The organism is Mesorhizobium sp. WSM4849 (assembly GCF_055811385.1).
Map to the genome: position 1 here is coordinate 60,243 of NZ_JBVVPW010000015.1, position 14,619 is coordinate 74,861.

Sequence of the window (14,619 nt, forward strand, 5' to 3'; positions counted from 1 at the left end):
ACCGATTTTCGGAAAGGATCATGCGCAAAAATCAAAGTGCTACAGCGTCCTTTGCGCGTCCAAGAGGACGCGCGGCGCTGTAGGTAAGCGCAGAAAACGCCATCAGATGCCGCCAGAGTAGAGTTTCCAAACGGTCTCTCAGCCGCGGGCGAAAGCCGTGTTCAGCAACGTGATCTGATCGGAAACCGGATTGACGCGGCGGCCGGATGGCGACACGTCGGCCACGGCGCCGCCGTAGATCTCCTCGTCCATGCGACGCACCAGCGCCTGCAGGCGCAGCGAGCGGTCGATGAGGTCAAGAAAATCCTTGGGCAGTTCGACCCAGCCTGCGGCATCGGTGTTGGCGGAAGCGGTGTCGAGGCGCACCTTGGATTTTTCGGAAGCAACCTGATCGCGGGTCATCTCGCCGGAATTCGCCGCGCGCTGCAATAGCAGCCAAGAGGCGACCTGCATCAGCCTCGTGGTCAGTCGCATCGATTCGGCCGCATAGAGCGTCGCCGCCAGCCTGGACAGTTTCTTCGCCTCCGCCCGGCCCTTGCCGTCCAGATATTCGGCCGCCTGCTCGACCAGGCCCATCCCTTCCTGGTAGAGCGGCTTGAAGGATTGGGAGAAAACCCGGCGCTCCGCCAGCTTGATGGTTTTCGCGCTTCCCTTCGAAGGATCGTTCATCGATACGCCCTGCACTTGCCTTACAGCCGGCCGAATCGGCGTCATCGCCGTCACGCCCTGCACCCTATATGACCGAGGCTTGAAAATGCGCTTCGCCGCCGGCGAAGGCAAGCACATGTTTAACAAACGGTTAACGGCGGCGCAGGCACCGGGGCAATCCGGATCGCGGACAAAAAAAGAGCCGCGGATAAGGCGGCTCTCAGGAGTTTAACAGGGAGGCGTCAAACAAAGTGGCTCCAACCACTCGGTAAGAATCCAGATCACTGGATGCACATAGTAAACGCCTGTAAAGCTTAATGAAGCCTTAACGGCGCGGATATTTTTTGAACAAGCGTCGCCCGCCTGTGCCGTAACAGCACAATATTCAGGCCTTTTGGGCCTCAAGAAGCCGCTCGGCTTTCCACACCACCGGCAGCGCGATATAGGCGAACAGGAGCAGTCCGGCGTAAAACCCCATCGAGGATATTGCCACCAGCGGCTCGATCGCCGGGTTGCCGGCAAGCATGATGTAAAGGCCGATCAACAGGCCGATGCCACTGATTGCCGTCAACCAGAAATGGACCGTGGCGAGCGTCTTTTGCCCGATTGCCGGAAACAAATGGTAGAAGAAGGCAAACACCGCCGACATCAGCCATCCGGCCACCATGACGTGGGCGTGGGTCGGCATCTGCGCATGGTCTTTGCTGATCGCCATCTCAAGGCCGAGCGCCATCCCGAACAGCGCGTAGACGACGGCCAGCGTGAAGAAATTTCGTGCTACCTTTTGCATAGTATCCCCCGATTTGCCTTTTCCCGTCATGGGAATGGGTTGAGTTCAGGCGGTCGCCCCGCCGCCGGGTCCCGGCATCGGCGCATTAGCATCGGCAATGTTTCTGGACGATGTCGCATCGCGCCCGACCCTTTCCCGGCGCTGCCAGAATAGCAGGAAACGGCGCGATGCGCTTGCGCAATCGTTGAATGATGCCGTTACGGCCGTGTCTCATCGGACGCCGAAACAAAGCCGCCGCCCACACGACATCGTTCCGAAACAGGCGCCGCGCTAAACGCCCGCTCCTCGCAGCGAGACGGAGCAAATGTGCGCCGCTCGCAATCGTCAAAACATCCAAGGAGGCAACGATGGATTGGTACTCGATCGTCAAATTTCTGCATGTCGTCTCGGCGATCCTCTGGGTCGGCGGCGGCTTCACACTGATGGTGCTTGCGGTGCGTGCCGATCGCGCCGGAAACATCGAAGGCATGCTGCAGGCCATGCGCGCCACTGGCGAGCTGGGCAACAGGCTCTTCGCGCCGATGTCGATGCTGACGCTCGCCTTCGGCCTCATCATGTGCGGGTTTTGGGTCGGCTTCTCCGACCTGTGGATCCTGATCGGCCTTGCCGGCTACGCGACGACTTTCTGCATCGGCATGTTCATCTTCAAGCCGACCGCCGACCGCATGGCGGGGGTGATCGCCAAGGACGGCGTCACACCGGCGGCCCTCGCCCAGGGCCAGCGCATCCTCAACGCTGCACGCATCGACTATTCGGTGATGCTGGTGATCATCGCCGACATGGTGCTGAAGCCGACCCTGAACGATGTCACCATCCTGGGCTGTATGGCGCTGGTCCTGACCACCGGAATTGCTCTCGCCCTCGGCGGAACGCGTCGGTTGGTGCCGAGCGCCGCCTGAAATCTGGCGTGACGCTGACGGCGGCTCAGCTGCCGGCAGCTTGCTGGCAATCTAATGCATGTCGCGCAAAAAGTGTGCAGCGGTTTTGCGATAACGACATGCATAAAACAACAACCTAAAGCGCGTCGCATGAGGCCGGTCAAACGCGACGCGCTTTAGAGAAGGCCGGCAATCCCGTCCCATAGAAGCTTGACTGCGACGACCGCCACGGTTGCGTAGGTGAAGGGGTAGAACAGTTCCGGCCGCATCCGCCGGACCAGCCAGGCGCCGGCGATGGTCGAAAGCGGCGCCAGCGGTACCAGAACCGCCGACGCGGTCAGGTTGGTGGTGTCGAACTGTCCCAGCGCAAAATAGGGGATGAGCTTCAATGCGTTGGTGGCGGCAAAGAAGATTGCGGCGGTGCCCGACAGCACTTTCGGATCGAGCCGGATCGGCAGCGCATAGACCTGAAAGGGCGGGCCGCCGACATGGGCGACGAAGCTGGTGAAACCGGCGACCGTCCCCCAGAAGACGGCAGCCGCGCGGTTGGGTTCGGCCGAGTGGCCCGCACCGTGCCGCACCTGTAGATAGACCCAGCGAAGCACAAAGATCATGGCCACCGCGCCGACGATCAGCCGTACCATTTCCGCTGTCACCAGTGCCGCGGTCAGCCAGCCGAGGCCGATGCCGATCACCGCCCCCGGCATCATGTCCGTAAGCATCTTGCGGTCGTAGACACCCCACCATGTCCACACCGAGACAATGTCCATCAGGCACAGTATAGGCAGCAGGATGGCGGCGGCCTGCACCGGCGGCATGGCCAGCGCCATCAGCGGCACGCCGACGAAGCCGACCGCACCGCCAAAGCCGCCCTTGGACAGACCGACTAGGATGACGGCTGGAATGGCGGCGGCATAGAACCAGGGATCGAGGAGAAGACCTGACATCGGCGGGGAGCAGTTGGAGGGAAAGCGTGTAGACGCTGGAATAGCCGATAAACCTTCGCGCCGCGACTGCAAATGTACACACAATGCGATGCGTCGTGAGTGCCGTCGCCTGTTACGGTTTTGAGATGGCGGTTGCAGCGAGCGGCGGTGGGCGCCTCCGGATCGGCTGCGCCTTGATGATGGCTGTGCTCGTTTCGGCCTTGTCGGCGATACGGTCGAGAAGCTTGTCGAGATCGCCGATCGAGCGCACGAACAGCCGGGCAACAAAGCAGTCGTCGCCCGTCACCTTGTCGCATTCGCCAAACTCCGGAATTTCCTCGATCAGCTTCTGCACAATATGCAGCTTGCCCGGCAAGGGCCGGATGCGAACGATCGCCTGCAAGGTGTAGCCGAGCGCTTGCGGATCGATCTCGATGGTGAAGGCGCGGATGACGCCGCGATCCTCAAGACGTCGAAGCCGCTCCGAAACGCTTGGCGATGACAACCCGACCTGCTGGGCCAGTTCCTTCAACGAGGTTCGCGAATCCTTGATCAGGATTTCGAGAAGGCGTCGGTCCAGATCGTCCAGCATTTGACATTCCCAAGGAAAAGGCCGTCATCACCTTATTTAATTAGGCGCGACCGGCATATCACCTGACGCAAATTATAGAAAGCGCTGATGCGGCATGGAATTATCAACCATCAGCGTTTCAAGAGGCAATATTCATGGACAGCACGGTGCGTGGCACGGTCGAAATGACGGCCGCAATGGCGATCCTCGGCACGATCGGATGGTTCGTCGTCATGTCGGGCGAGCCCATCATGGATGTCGTCTTCTGGCGCTGTGCTTTCGGCGCGATAACGCTGCTGATCATCTGCGCTGCCCTGGGGCTGCTGCGCGGCAGGCTGTCGCTGCGCATCGTGGCGATCGCGGCTCTCGGGGGCGCTGCCATCGTCGTCAACTGGCTGCTGCTGTTCAGCTCGTTTTCCCGCGCCTCGATCTCGATCGCCACGGCAGTCTACAACACGCAGCCCTTCATGCTGGTCGGCTTTGGCGCGCTCTTCTTCTCAGAGCGGCTGACCCTGACAAAGCTGGCCTGGCTCGGCATCGCCTTCGCCGGCATGCTGCTGATCGTGCAGGCCTCGCCTGATGTGGGTCCCGATGCAGGCCCCAATACAGGCATAGGCAATATCGGTACGGATTATTTTATCGGCATCGCGATGGCGCTGGGTGCGGCTTTCTTCTGGGCCGTCGCCGCCATTGTCACCAAGAAGCTCAAAGGCACGCCACCACACCTGATCGCCCTGATCCATGTCTGCGTCGGCGTCGTCATGCTGGCACCCTTCGCCAACCTTTCCCACCTTCCCGCCGATGCGTGGAGCTGGAGCATGCTGGCGACGCTTGGTGTCGTCCATACCGGTCTGATGTACGTCCTGATGTACGGCGCCATTCAGAAACTGCCGACGCATCTGCAGGGGTCGCTGTCCTTCATCTACCCTGTGGTCGCGATCCTGGTCGATGTCGTCGCCTTCGGCCACCGGCTGCATCCGGCCCAGATCGTCGGCGCCGCCGCCATCCTGGTCGCCGCCGCCGGCATGAATCTCGGCTGGACACTGTGGAAATCGAAGGCCCCAGCCGAGAGCACCCAGGCAATCAAGTGAGGCAGTAACGTCACCGGACGACAATCCTGCGCCAATGATCCTGCCGCGCCCGCCTGTTCAAGGCCGGCACTTTGCTCTATGCCGCAATGCAACCATCTTCGCCCGGCATAGGCGAAAACCGGGATCGAAAACCAATGAACGACGCAACGCCTCCAAATCGCTGCCGCATCGTGCTGATCGCGCCGCCCGGCGTGCCGGCTGAGCGCATCGGCGCGGCGTTCGAGGGCGGCGACGTCGCCTCGCTCATCCTGCCCGAAAACGGCATGGACGAGGCCTCCTTCCAGGCCTTCGCCGAACAGATCGTGCCGGCGGGGCAAGCGGCAGGCGTTGCCGTCGTCATTGCCGGCGACACTCGCATCGCCGGCCGCGTCCAGGCCGATGGCATCCATGTCGAGGTCGGCAAGGCCGAACTCGCCGAGACGATCGAACGTTTTCAGGCAAAAATGATGGTCGGCACCGGCGGCGCCAAGACCCGCGACGATGCCCTGGAACTCGGCGAGCTCAGGCCCGACTACATCTTCTTCGGCCGCTTCGGCTACGACAACAAGCCGGAGCCGCACCCACGCAACCTGTCGCTGGGGCAATGGTGGGCGGATGTGATCCAGATTCCCTGCATCGTCATGGCCGGGTCCGACATCGCTTCGGTGGAAGCGGTGGCTGCCACCGGCGCCGAATTCGTGGCGCTGTCCAGCGCCGTCTTTGCCGACGGCATCGACCCAAAGATAGCAGTCGCTAGCGTCAATGCGCTGCTCGACGAAACCGCGCCGCGTTTCGAGGACTGACGTGCCCGCGCCGACAATCCTTTTCGGTGCTTTGCTTGCGGCGCTCATGGCGGAGGCCGCCATTGCGGAAACCGTCCCATTGCCGCAACCGAAGCCCGACATCGGTGCAAGCACGGACAAGCCGATCGCCACGCCGCTGCCGCAGCCCGCCACCACGGCGCCGCTGCCGTCGGCCGACGCCATCAATCCTGACCGCTTCGGTGCAAAGCCATCGGATTCTGCCTATGGCGCCTTCCAGCGCGGCCTTTACAAGACAGCCTACAACCTCGCCTTGGTTCGCGCTCAGAACGGCGATCCGGCGGCGCAGACATTGATTGCCGAGATATTGTCGCGCGGCCTTGGCGTGCCGGTCGACGCGGCGGAGGCGGCAAAGTGGTACGCGCTTGCCGCAGAGCAGGGCATACCGGAATCGCAGTTCCAATATGCGCTGATGCTGCTCGACGGCCGCTACGTCAAGAAAGACGAGAAAGGGGCCTACGCGCTGATGCAGGCCGCCGCCGAGGCCGGCAACCGTCTGGCGCAGTTCAATTTCGCGCAGCTGCTGGTCCAGCAGGACCCCGGCGATGCCGGCATCGCAAAGGCGGTGTCCTATTATCAGCGCGCCGCCGCGACCGGCCTTGCCGACGCGCAATATGCGATGGCGCAGGTCTATGCCAATGGCGTCGGCGGCAAGCCGCGCGACGATGTCCAGGCGCGAGGCCTGCTGGCGCAGGCAGCACGGCAGAACTATGACACGGCGCAGATCGATCTCGCCGCGTGGATGATCGAGGGACGTGGTGGCGCCCGCGACCTCAAGTCTGGCTTCGGCTGGATGAAACAGGCCGCCGAGGGCGGCAATGTCGCCGCCCAGAACCGCCTCGCCAAGCTTTACATGGGCGGCATCGGCGCCGATCCGGATCCGATCCTTGCCGGCGCCTGGTACGTCGTCGCCCGTCGCGCCGGGCTCATCGATCCGCAGATGGACGATTTTCTGCAGGGCCTGACTGACGACCAGACGAAGCAGGCGCTACAGAGGGCCAACCGCCTTCCGTAAAGCGCACGGGCGGTGAATATCTGGCAGCGGCGCGGGTTGGATGCTGGCGAGGGAATGACTCCGCCCCTCGCCCCCTCCTGCCCACTCCCTTGCCTCTCCTGGCGATTTGTGGTCTTGGAGGCGCCAAATCGCTTTCATCGCGAAAATCTCATTCCGGATCACATCATCATGGCCAAGATCAATGGCAACGAAATCCGTCCCGGCAACGTCATCGAGCATGACGGCGGCCTGTGGGTGGCGGTCAGGACCAACGCTGTCAAACCAGGCAAGGGCGGCGCCTATAACCAGGTCGAGTTGAAGAACCTGATCAACGGCACCAAGCTCAATGAGCGTTTCCGCTCCGCCGAAACCGTCGAACAGATCCGGCTGGAGATGAAGGATTTCTCCTTCCTCTACGAGCAGGGCGACGCGCTGGTGTTCATGGACACCGAAAGCTACGAGCAGCTTGAGTTGCAAAAGGATTTCGTCGGCGATCGCGCTGCCTTCCTACAGGACGGCATGATGGTGACGGTCCAGCTCTATGACGAAAGGCCGATCGGCATTTCACTGCCCGACCAGGTGACGCTGACCATCACCGAGGCCGATCCGGTGGTGAAGGGTCAGACGGCCGCCTCATCCTATAAGCCGGCGATGCTGGAAAACGGCATCCGCGTGCTGGTGCCGCCGTTCATCGGTTCAGGCGAACGTATCATTGTCGACACCAACGAAATTACTTACGTGCGCCGCGCCGACTAAAGCGCCCGGCAGCAGGAAGAAGCGCAGCAGGAAGAAGTACAATGGCGCGTTCCGCAATCCTCAATGTAATGGTCCAGGCCGCCATGAAGGCCGGCCGCTCGCTGTCACGCGATTTCGGCGAAGTACAGAACCTGCAGGTCTCGATGAAGGGGCCGGGCGACTATGTTAGCCAAGCCGACCGCAAGGCAGAAGAAATACTCTTCACCGAGCTATCGAAGGCGCGGCCGGGCTATGCCTTCCTGATGGAGGAGCGCGGCCTGATCGAAGGCGACGACGGCCAGCACCGCTGGATCGTCGACCCGCTCGACGGCACCACCAATTTCCTGCACGGCATTCCGCTGTTCGCCATCTCGATCGCGCTGGAGCGCCAGGGCCAGATCGTCGCCGGTGTCGTCTACAATCCGGCGATGGACGAACTCTACACCGCCGAGCGCGGCGGCGGCGCCTTCATGAACGACCGCCGGCTGCGAGTCGCCGGCCGCACCAAGCTGATCGACACGGTGATCGGCTGCGGCGTGCCGCATCTCGGGCGCGGACAGCATGGCAATTTCTTGGTCGAACTGCGCAACGTGATGGCCGAAGTCTCGGGCGTGCGCCGCCTCGGCTCCGCCTCGCTCGATCTCGCCTACGTCGCTGCCGGCCGCATGGACGGGTTCTGGGAAACCGGCCTGTCGGCCTGGGACGTCGCCGCCGGCATCCTGCTGATCCGCGAGGCGGGCGGCTTCATCTCCGACTTCGCCGGCGGGCAGAACATGCTGGATGGCGGCTCGATCGTCGCCGGCAACGAGATCATCCAGCGTGCGCTGTTGAAGACCGTCAGGAAGCCGGTGACGCCGCGCTAGGCTCTAGCGTGCTTGGCGCGCTGAACCGCCGCAGTCGCAAAACCGCAACCAAAGCTTGAAATACTGTCCGGCATCCGCCCAGATAGGGAGATGCAGGATCATTCATGACGCACATCGGCCCCGAATCCCAGATCGAAATCCCCTTCATGGGACGCTGGCACTATTCGCGCGCCGAAATGATCGCCGACGGCATCGTCCATGCGGTGGGCATCGTGCTCGCCATTGCCGCCGGCTCGGCGCTGCTGGCACTGGCCGCGTTCCATGCCGGTCCCGGCGAATATGTCGCCGCCGCTTTCTACGTGGTTTCGCTGCTCACCGTGCTGTCGGTGTCGCTGGCCTACAATCTTTGGCCGGTCTCGCCGGCCAAGTGGATATTGCGGCGCTTCGACCATGCCGCGATCTATCTGCTGATCGCCGCGACCTACACGCCTTTCCTCGCCCAGCTCGACGGCTCGCCGCTGGCCGTCTCGATGATAGTCCTGGTCTGGGTCGCGGCAGCGATCGGCATCGCCATCAAAGTGCTTCTTCCCGGCCGCTTCGACCGGCTGGCGGTCGTCTTCTATCTCGCCATCGGCTGGAGCGGCATCGTTCTTGTCGAGCCGCTCGTCCAGACATTGCCGACGACATCGATCGCGCTGATCGTTGCCGGCGGCATCGTCTATTCCTGCGGCGTCATCTTCTTCGCCTGGAAGGGCCTGCGCTTCCACAATGCGCTGTGGCACGGCTTTGTCGTCACCGGCGCCGGCCTGCACCTGGCTGCCATGGTCGACTGCCTGGTCATCAACCGACTCTGACGCCAGTGGTCCGCTTGGCAATATTGCCAAGCGCCATTCAATTTGGTCACAATTGCGTTTAGAGTCGCCGTCAAACGTGAAGTTGCGGCAGTGGCATCGGAAACGGGGCACGGATGGCTTTTCTCAAATCCTTCGGCATGGGCAGACGCTCCGACGTGCTGATGTACGATCCGCATAAATTGTCGAGCCCGCAGGTCTTTCTCCTGACCATGGTCATCTTCCTGATGATCGTCGCCTTCATCGCCGCCATCCTGACCCGTCAGATCTCGAGCGCCTTCGCCACCAATCCCGGTCTCAATGGCCTGATCATCGGCGTGCTGGTGGTCGGCATCCTGCTGGCCTTCGTGCAGGTCGGCCGGCTGTTTCGCGAAGTGCGCTGGGTCAACTCCTTTCGGGCCGGCTCCGAAACCACCGAACCGGTGCTACTGGCGCCGATGAAGGCGATGATCGGCCGCTCGTCGACGATCGCCTTCTCGACCAGTTCGATGCGCACCATGCTCGATTCGATCGCCACCCGCCTCGACGAAAGCCGCGATACCTCGCGATACCTTGTCGGGCTGCTGGTGTTCCTTGGCCTGCTCGGCACCTTCTGGGGCCTGCTCAACACGATCGGCTCGATCCGCGAAACCATCGAGTCGCTCGATCCCGGCAGCGGCGATGCCGCCGCCGTGCTCGAATCGCTGAAGCAGGGGCTTTCCGCGCCGCTGGCCGGCATGGGCACTGCCTTCTCGTCCTCGCTGTTTGGCCTGTCCGGTTCCCTGGTGCTCGGCTTCCTCGACCTGCAGGCTGGCCGCGCCCAGACACGCTTCTACACCGAGCTCGAAAACTGGCTGTCCTCGGTCACCGACCTGTCGTCCGATATCGTTGTCGCCGAACCGGCCAAGACCGAATCCTCCGACGAGATCCGCGTCCTGTCGGAAAGACTGCGCAGCATGCAGGAGAATGGCGGCGGCGCCAATCCGCGTGTCGCCACCGCCATGGCCAACCTTGCCGACGGCATTTCGGGCCTGGTCAAGAACATGCGCTCGGAGCAGCAGATCATGCGCGACTGGGTCGAGGCCCAGTCGGACGAGCAGAAGGCGATGCGCAATACGCTGGAGAAGATCGCCGACGCCCTGAAGAAGACTGGAGTCCATTAGCATGGCTCTCGCCAGGAGCCGGCGTACCGATCGCCGTATCGATTACTGGCCGGGCTTCGTCGACGCGCTGTCGACGTTGCTGCTGGCGATCATGTTCCTGCTCACGGTCTTCGTGCTGGCGCAGTTCCTGCTCGGCCGCGAAATCTCCGGCAAGGACACGGTGCTCAATCGCCTCAATTTGCAGATCAACGAACTGACCCAGCTTCTGGCGCTGGAGCGCTCGACGACACAGGACAAGGAAGATTCGCTCGCCAATTTGCAGGCGTCGCTGTCGGCGTCGGAGGCGGAAAAGAGCAGGCTTGAGCAATTGCTGGCGCAAGGCGCCGGTGCCGGCGACGCGGCCAACCAGCGCGCCACCGCGCTTTCGGGTGAACTCGACAACCAGCGCCAGATCAGCCAGCAGGCGCTGAGCCAGGTCGAAATCCTCAACCAGCAGATCGCGGCGCTGCGCAGGCAGATCGGAGCGCTCGAAGAAGCGCTCAACGTGTCCGAAGCGCGCGACCGCGAGTCCAACACCAAGATCGCCGATCTCGGCCGCCGCCTGAACGTCGCGCTGGCCCAACGGGTGCAGGAACTGAACCGCTATCGGTCCGACTTCTTCGGGCGCCTGCGCGAAATCCTCGCCGACCGCGAGAACATCCGCATCGTCGGCGACCGCTTCGTCTTCCAGTCGGAAGTGCTTTTCCCGACAGGCTCCGAAGTGATCAACGACGCCGGCAAGGTCGAGATGAAGAAGCTCGCCGGAGCCATCATCGACCTGCAGAAGGAGATCCCGCCGGAGATCAACTGGGTGCTGCGCGTCGACGGCCACACCGACGACAAGCCGCTGTCGGGCACCGGCCGTTACCGCGACAATTGGGAACTGTCGACGGCGCGCTCGACCTCGGTGGTGAAGTTCCTGATCGAAAACGGCGTGCCGGCCAACCGGCTGGTTGCGGCCGGCTTCGGCGAATTCCAGCCGCTCGACCCCGCCGACACCGAAGACGCGCGCAACAAGAACCGCCGCATCGAGCTGAAACTGACCGAGCGCTGATCCGGGCTGGCCTCAAGGCGAACGCCCGGATTACGGCGGCAATGCGGGCTAGCAGGACCGCAACGCTCGCCACATTTCTCATCACCGTTCCGTTTGCTGGCGCCTGCGCCGCTTCGCGTGAGGCAGCTTGGACAAACAGATACAGAGCGTGGATACCGGAATCCGAGCCGCCATGCAGGCGAATCGGATCAAGCCGGACGAAGCGCATGGCTTGCGCACTCAGGTCTCTCAACGGCTACGGCCCAAAATATCCAAGCCGCTGAAATCATCTAGTGTTGTGACTCTAACACTCGACGCCCTCGTGCGACCTTTTCAAGGATGTCAGCAGCCTTGGCGGTCCAGATGAAGGGTTTGGGGTCGGCATTGTGATGCTCCAGGTAGGCCTCGATCGCGATCGTCAGATCGGTCACGCTGCGAAAGACGCCGCGGCGATGGCGTCGTCGGTGATGAGCCCGAAGAAGCGCTCGACCTGGTTCAGCCAGGAGGCAGAGGTCGGGGTGAAGTGGAGGCGGAAGCGCTTATGCCGGGCAAGCCAGGCTTTGACCTTGGGATGCTTGTGGGTGGCGTAGTTGTCGACCACCAAATCCAGGGCGAAGTGCTTGGGCGTGTTGCGATCGATCGTACGCAGGAAGCGCAGGAACTCCTGGTGGCGGTGTCGCGGCATGCATTCGCCGATGACCTTGCCGGTGGCCACGTTGAGGGCGGCAAACAGTGTCGTGGTGCCGTTGCGCTTGTAGTCATGGGTCATCGTGCCGGCCCGCCCCTTCTTGATGGGCAGCCCCGGCTGCGTGCGGTCGAGCGCCTGGATTTGGCTCTTCTCGTCGACGCAAAGCACCAGGGCTTTGTCCGGCGGGTTGAGATAAAGGCCGACGACGTCCTGGACCTTCTCGACGAACGCCTTGTCATTGGACAGCTTGAATTTTTTGATCAGATGCGGCTTCAGCCCGTGCGCTGCCCAGATGCGCTGCACGCTCGACGGGCTGAGCCCAACCACCTTGGCGAGCTTGCGCACCGACCAATGGGTGCCCGCCGGCGGCTTCTGATGCAGCGTCATATCCACCACACGCTTGATCACCTCGGCCGAAAGCGGCGGCTTGCGGCTCGGCCGGCTGGCATCCCGCTTCAGCCCCTCAATGCCGCACGCAACGTAACGATCACGCCAGCGATAGGCGGTTCGCTTGGTTTTGCCGGTCGTCCGTACAATCGCGGTGACGCGGTCGCCGCCCGCCCACAACAGCACGATCCGCGCCCGCCAAACCCATTTCTGTGGCGAGTTGCGGTCCGCCACCCAACCTTCCAGCGTCGCCCGATCCTCAGGAGACAACCGGATGCCCGATTCAGTTGACATGCCCTCTGACTCGCACATCAGAGAGCTAAAGGGAATCCTTTCGTCAGAGACGGAACACTAGACAGCGCCGCGGTTTGATCTTGCGCATGATCCTTTTGATTTTTGCGCAGGATCCGTTCCGCACCGAAGGCCCGCGCAGCAAATCCCCGCATGAACCTCCCCAAAATCGATTCCGATTTTCGGGTCATGGCCCAGCCAAAGTACTGGAAACCAATGTGCCTATCGCCGACGGCCTTCAGGGTTGCCAATGCCTACGCATTGGTATCTTTTCCCGCCGTTCAGATTCAGCGGAACCCGCCATGTCCTTTCAAAAACTCGACGACCTCGGCCACAAGCTCGAAGCACTGGAGCATGCGCTCGCCATTCTCGGCGCCGACGAGGCGACCCACATGGCCGTCGGCGGCGGCGAAAAGCGCGCCGAGGCGATGTCGGCGCTGGCCGGCATGCATCACGCCAGAGCGACAGCGCCGGAGATCGCCGACTGGATCGCAGCCGCCGAACAGGAAACGCTGAACGAAGAACAGCAGGCAGCGGTCAAGGAGTTCCGGCGGCAATACACCAACCTGACCTGTCTGCCGGTCGAATTCGTCGAGCGTCAAACGACCGCGCGCATGCGCTCCGAGCAGTTGTGGCGCGACTTGCGTGCAAAGAACGACTGGGCAGGTTTTTTGCCGGCGCTCGAAGGCATCGTGGCGCTGGTGCGCGAGGAAGCAGCACTTCGCGCCGACGTGCTCGGCCTCGATCCCTATGACGCGCTGATGGAGCAATACGATCCCGGCAACCGCGCCGCCGACATCACGCCGGTCTTCGCCGAGCTGAAGACCTTCCTAAGGGATTTCGTGCCGGAGGCACTGGCCGTGCAGGAAGAGCGGCTGGCGAAACATCCGCTGAAGCCGCTTTCGGGCAGCTATGCGATCGAAAAGCAGCGCGAGCTTGGCCTCACCATGATGGCGGCGGTCGGCTTCGACCTCACCCACGGCTCGCTGTCAGTATCACATCATCCGTTCTGCGGCGGCGTGCCGAGCGACGTGCGCATCACCACCCGCTACAGGACCTCCGATTTCCTGTCGGCGCTGATGGGCGTGCTGCACGAGACCGGCCATGCGCTTTACGAACAGAACCTGCCGAAGGCGTGGGCGCACTGGCCGCTCGGCAAGGCGCGCGGGATGGCCGTGCATGAAAGCCAGAGCCTGTTCGTCGAAAAGCAGATCGGCCGCAATCTCGAATTCTGGCGCTGGGCGCTGCCTGTGGTCGAACGGCACCTCGGCGAGATCTGGTCGATCGACGACATCCTGCCGCATGTGCATCGGGTCGAGCGCGGTCTGATCCGCGTCGACGCCGACGAGGTCACCTATCCGCTGCACGTCATCCTGCGCTTCGAGCTGGAGCAGGAGCTTGTCTCGGGGCGGCTGGAGGCGGCCGACCTGCCCGAGGCCTGGGACGCCAATATGCGCGACTATCTCGGCCTGTCGACCATCGACAACCCGGCCGACGGGCCGATGCAGGACGTGCACTGGCCGGGTGCCGCCTTCGGCTATTTCCCCTCCTACACGCTGGGCGCCATGATGGCGGCGCAGCAATGGGCGGCGCTGACCAGAGATCATCCCTCCGCCGACGAAGACCTCGCCAAGGGGAATTTCGCGGCGATCAACGACTGGCGCCGTGAAAAGATCTGGTCGCAAGGCTCGCGCTGGTCGACGCCCGAACTGCTCGAACGCGCCACCGGCGAGAAACTGAACGCCGCACATTTCACCGATCACCTGAAGAAGCGCTACGGCGCCTAGGGCCGCCCCCTCCGACCCGTCCCGCCTGACCGATCATTGGTGTTCTCCAGAGATACCGCATGATCCGCCGTTCTCGGTCCCCGCCAAACCACCCTGCCTTGCAGGACGCAATTTACTTTTCTATCACTAATGGTGTTCGACTGTAATCTGGCGGGGCGTACAGGGGATGGGACGGGCAGGGCACTTTCAGGCGGCGACAACAGTGGTCGCCAGACTCACTGTATT

At 62.7% G+C, this 14,619-nt stretch carries 15 protein-coding genes and 1 pseudogene; 10 read left to right on the forward strand and 6 right to left on the reverse strand.

The window, feature by feature from the left end; translation table 11 throughout:
• Positions 1 to 138 precede the first annotated feature (138 nt).
• Positions 139 to 669, reverse strand: coding sequence for a protease adaptor protein RcdA (gene rcdA / locus AC0L3L_RS18540; RefSeq protein WP_473638649.1), 531 nt, complete (start codon positions 667 to 669; stop codon positions 139 to 141).
• Between the two features lie 364 nt (positions 670 to 1,033).
• The gene (locus tag AC0L3L_RS18545; protein ID WP_473638650.1) at positions 1,034 to 1,438 is read right to left on the reverse strand and encodes a hypothetical protein; all 405 of its coding nucleotides are present in this window, start codon (positions 1,436 to 1,438) and stop codon (positions 1,034 to 1,036) included.
• 347 nt (positions 1,439 to 1,785) lie between these two features.
• On the opposite strand from AC0L3L_RS18545, the gene AC0L3L_RS18550 reads away from it, so the two are divergent.
• Positions 1,786 to 2,337 (forward strand): DUF2269 family protein, encoded by a 552-nt coding sequence (locus AC0L3L_RS18550; RefSeq protein ID WP_473638651.1) that lies wholly within the window; start codon positions 1,786 to 1,788, stop codon positions 2,335 to 2,337.
• 155 nt (positions 2,338 to 2,492) lie between these two features.
• Here AC0L3L_RS18550 and AC0L3L_RS18555 read toward each other — a convergent pair whose 3' ends face one another.
• Together AC0L3L_RS18555 and AC0L3L_RS18560 are read right to left on the reverse strand one after the other, a co-directional pair.
• Positions 2,493 to 3,263 carry a sulfite exporter TauE/SafE family protein gene (locus tag AC0L3L_RS18555; RefSeq protein ID WP_473638652.1) on the reverse strand — a complete coding sequence of 257 codons (771 nt, stop codon included), beginning with the start codon at positions 3,261 to 3,263 and terminating at the stop codon, positions 2,493 to 2,495.
• Positions 3,264 to 3,375: 112 nt separating this feature from the next.
• Positions 3,376 to 3,834 (reverse strand): Lrp/AsnC family transcriptional regulator, encoded by a 459-nt coding sequence (locus tag AC0L3L_RS18560; RefSeq protein ID WP_473525672.1) that lies wholly within the window; start codon positions 3,832 to 3,834, stop codon positions 3,376 to 3,378.
• Between the two features lie 134 nt (positions 3,835 to 3,968).
• Between AC0L3L_RS18560 and AC0L3L_RS18565 the strand changes: the two genes are divergently transcribed.
• The 8 genes from AC0L3L_RS18565 (at position 3,969) to AC0L3L_RS18600 (ending at position 11,262) form a co-directional block, all read left to right on the forward strand.
• Positions 3,969 to 4,904: a DMT family transporter gene (locus tag AC0L3L_RS18565; protein ID WP_473638653.1), complete on the forward strand. Its 936-nt coding sequence runs from the start codon at positions 3,969 to 3,971 to the stop codon at positions 4,902 to 4,904.
• 134 nt (positions 4,905 to 5,038) lie between these two features.
• Entirely contained in the window at positions 5,039 to 5,686 is a 648-nt protein-coding gene (locus AC0L3L_RS18570) for a thiamine phosphate synthase (RefSeq protein WP_473638654.1), read from the forward strand.
• 46 nt (positions 5,687 to 5,732) lie between these two features.
• Positions 5,733 to 6,719: a tetratricopeptide repeat protein gene (locus AC0L3L_RS18575; protein WP_473638733.1), complete on the forward strand. Its 987-nt coding sequence runs from the start codon at positions 5,733 to 5,735 to the stop codon at positions 6,717 to 6,719.
• Between the two features lie 168 nt (positions 6,720 to 6,887).
• On the forward strand, positions 6,888 to 7,454 hold the full coding sequence (efp, locus tag AC0L3L_RS18580) for an elongation factor P (RefSeq protein WP_258121595.1): 567 nt from the start codon (positions 6,888 to 6,890) through the stop codon (positions 7,452 to 7,454).
• 41 nt (positions 7,455 to 7,495) lie between these two features.
• Complete coding sequence (locus AC0L3L_RS18585) at positions 7,496 to 8,296, forward strand: inositol monophosphatase family protein (protein WP_473638655.1); 801 nt, start codon at positions 7,496 to 7,498, stop codon at positions 8,294 to 8,296.
• Positions 8,297 to 8,400: 104 nt separating this feature from the next.
• The gene (trhA, locus tag AC0L3L_RS18590; RefSeq protein WP_473638656.1) at positions 8,401 to 9,090 is read left to right on the forward strand and encodes a PAQR family membrane homeostasis protein TrhA; all 690 of its coding nucleotides are present in this window, start codon (positions 8,401 to 8,403) and stop codon (positions 9,088 to 9,090) included.
• Between the two features lie 113 nt (positions 9,091 to 9,203).
• Positions 9,204 to 10,229 carry a MotA/TolQ/ExbB proton channel family protein gene (locus tag AC0L3L_RS18595; protein ID WP_473638657.1) on the forward strand — a complete coding sequence of 342 codons (1,026 nt, stop codon included), beginning with the start codon at positions 9,204 to 9,206 and terminating at the stop codon, positions 10,227 to 10,229.
• 1 nt (position 10,230) lies between these two features.
• Positions 10,231 to 11,262, forward strand: coding sequence for a peptidoglycan -binding protein (locus AC0L3L_RS18600; protein ID WP_473486329.1), 1,032 nt, complete (start codon positions 10,231 to 10,233; stop codon positions 11,260 to 11,262).
• Between the two features lie 269 nt (positions 11,263 to 11,531).
• Here the strand turns inward: AC0L3L_RS18600 and AC0L3L_RS18605 are convergent.
• Both AC0L3L_RS18605 and AC0L3L_RS18610 read right to left on the reverse strand, forming a co-directional pair.
• Positions 11,532 to 12,610: pseudogene (locus tag AC0L3L_RS18605) on the reverse strand (IS630 family transposase).
• Between the two features lie 17 nt (positions 12,611 to 12,627).
• Positions 12,628 to 12,858, reverse strand: coding sequence for a hypothetical protein (locus AC0L3L_RS18610; protein WP_473638658.1), 231 nt, complete (start codon positions 12,856 to 12,858; stop codon positions 12,628 to 12,630).
• Between the two features lie 51 nt (positions 12,859 to 12,909).
• Here AC0L3L_RS18610 and AC0L3L_RS18615 point away from each other — a divergent pair, with 51 nt between their 5' ends.
• Positions 12,910 to 14,394 carry a carboxypeptidase M32 gene (locus AC0L3L_RS18615; RefSeq protein ID WP_473638659.1) on the forward strand — a complete coding sequence of 495 codons (1,485 nt, stop codon included), beginning with the start codon at positions 12,910 to 12,912 and terminating at the stop codon, positions 14,392 to 14,394.
• Positions 14,395 to 14,619 lie beyond the last annotated feature (225 nt).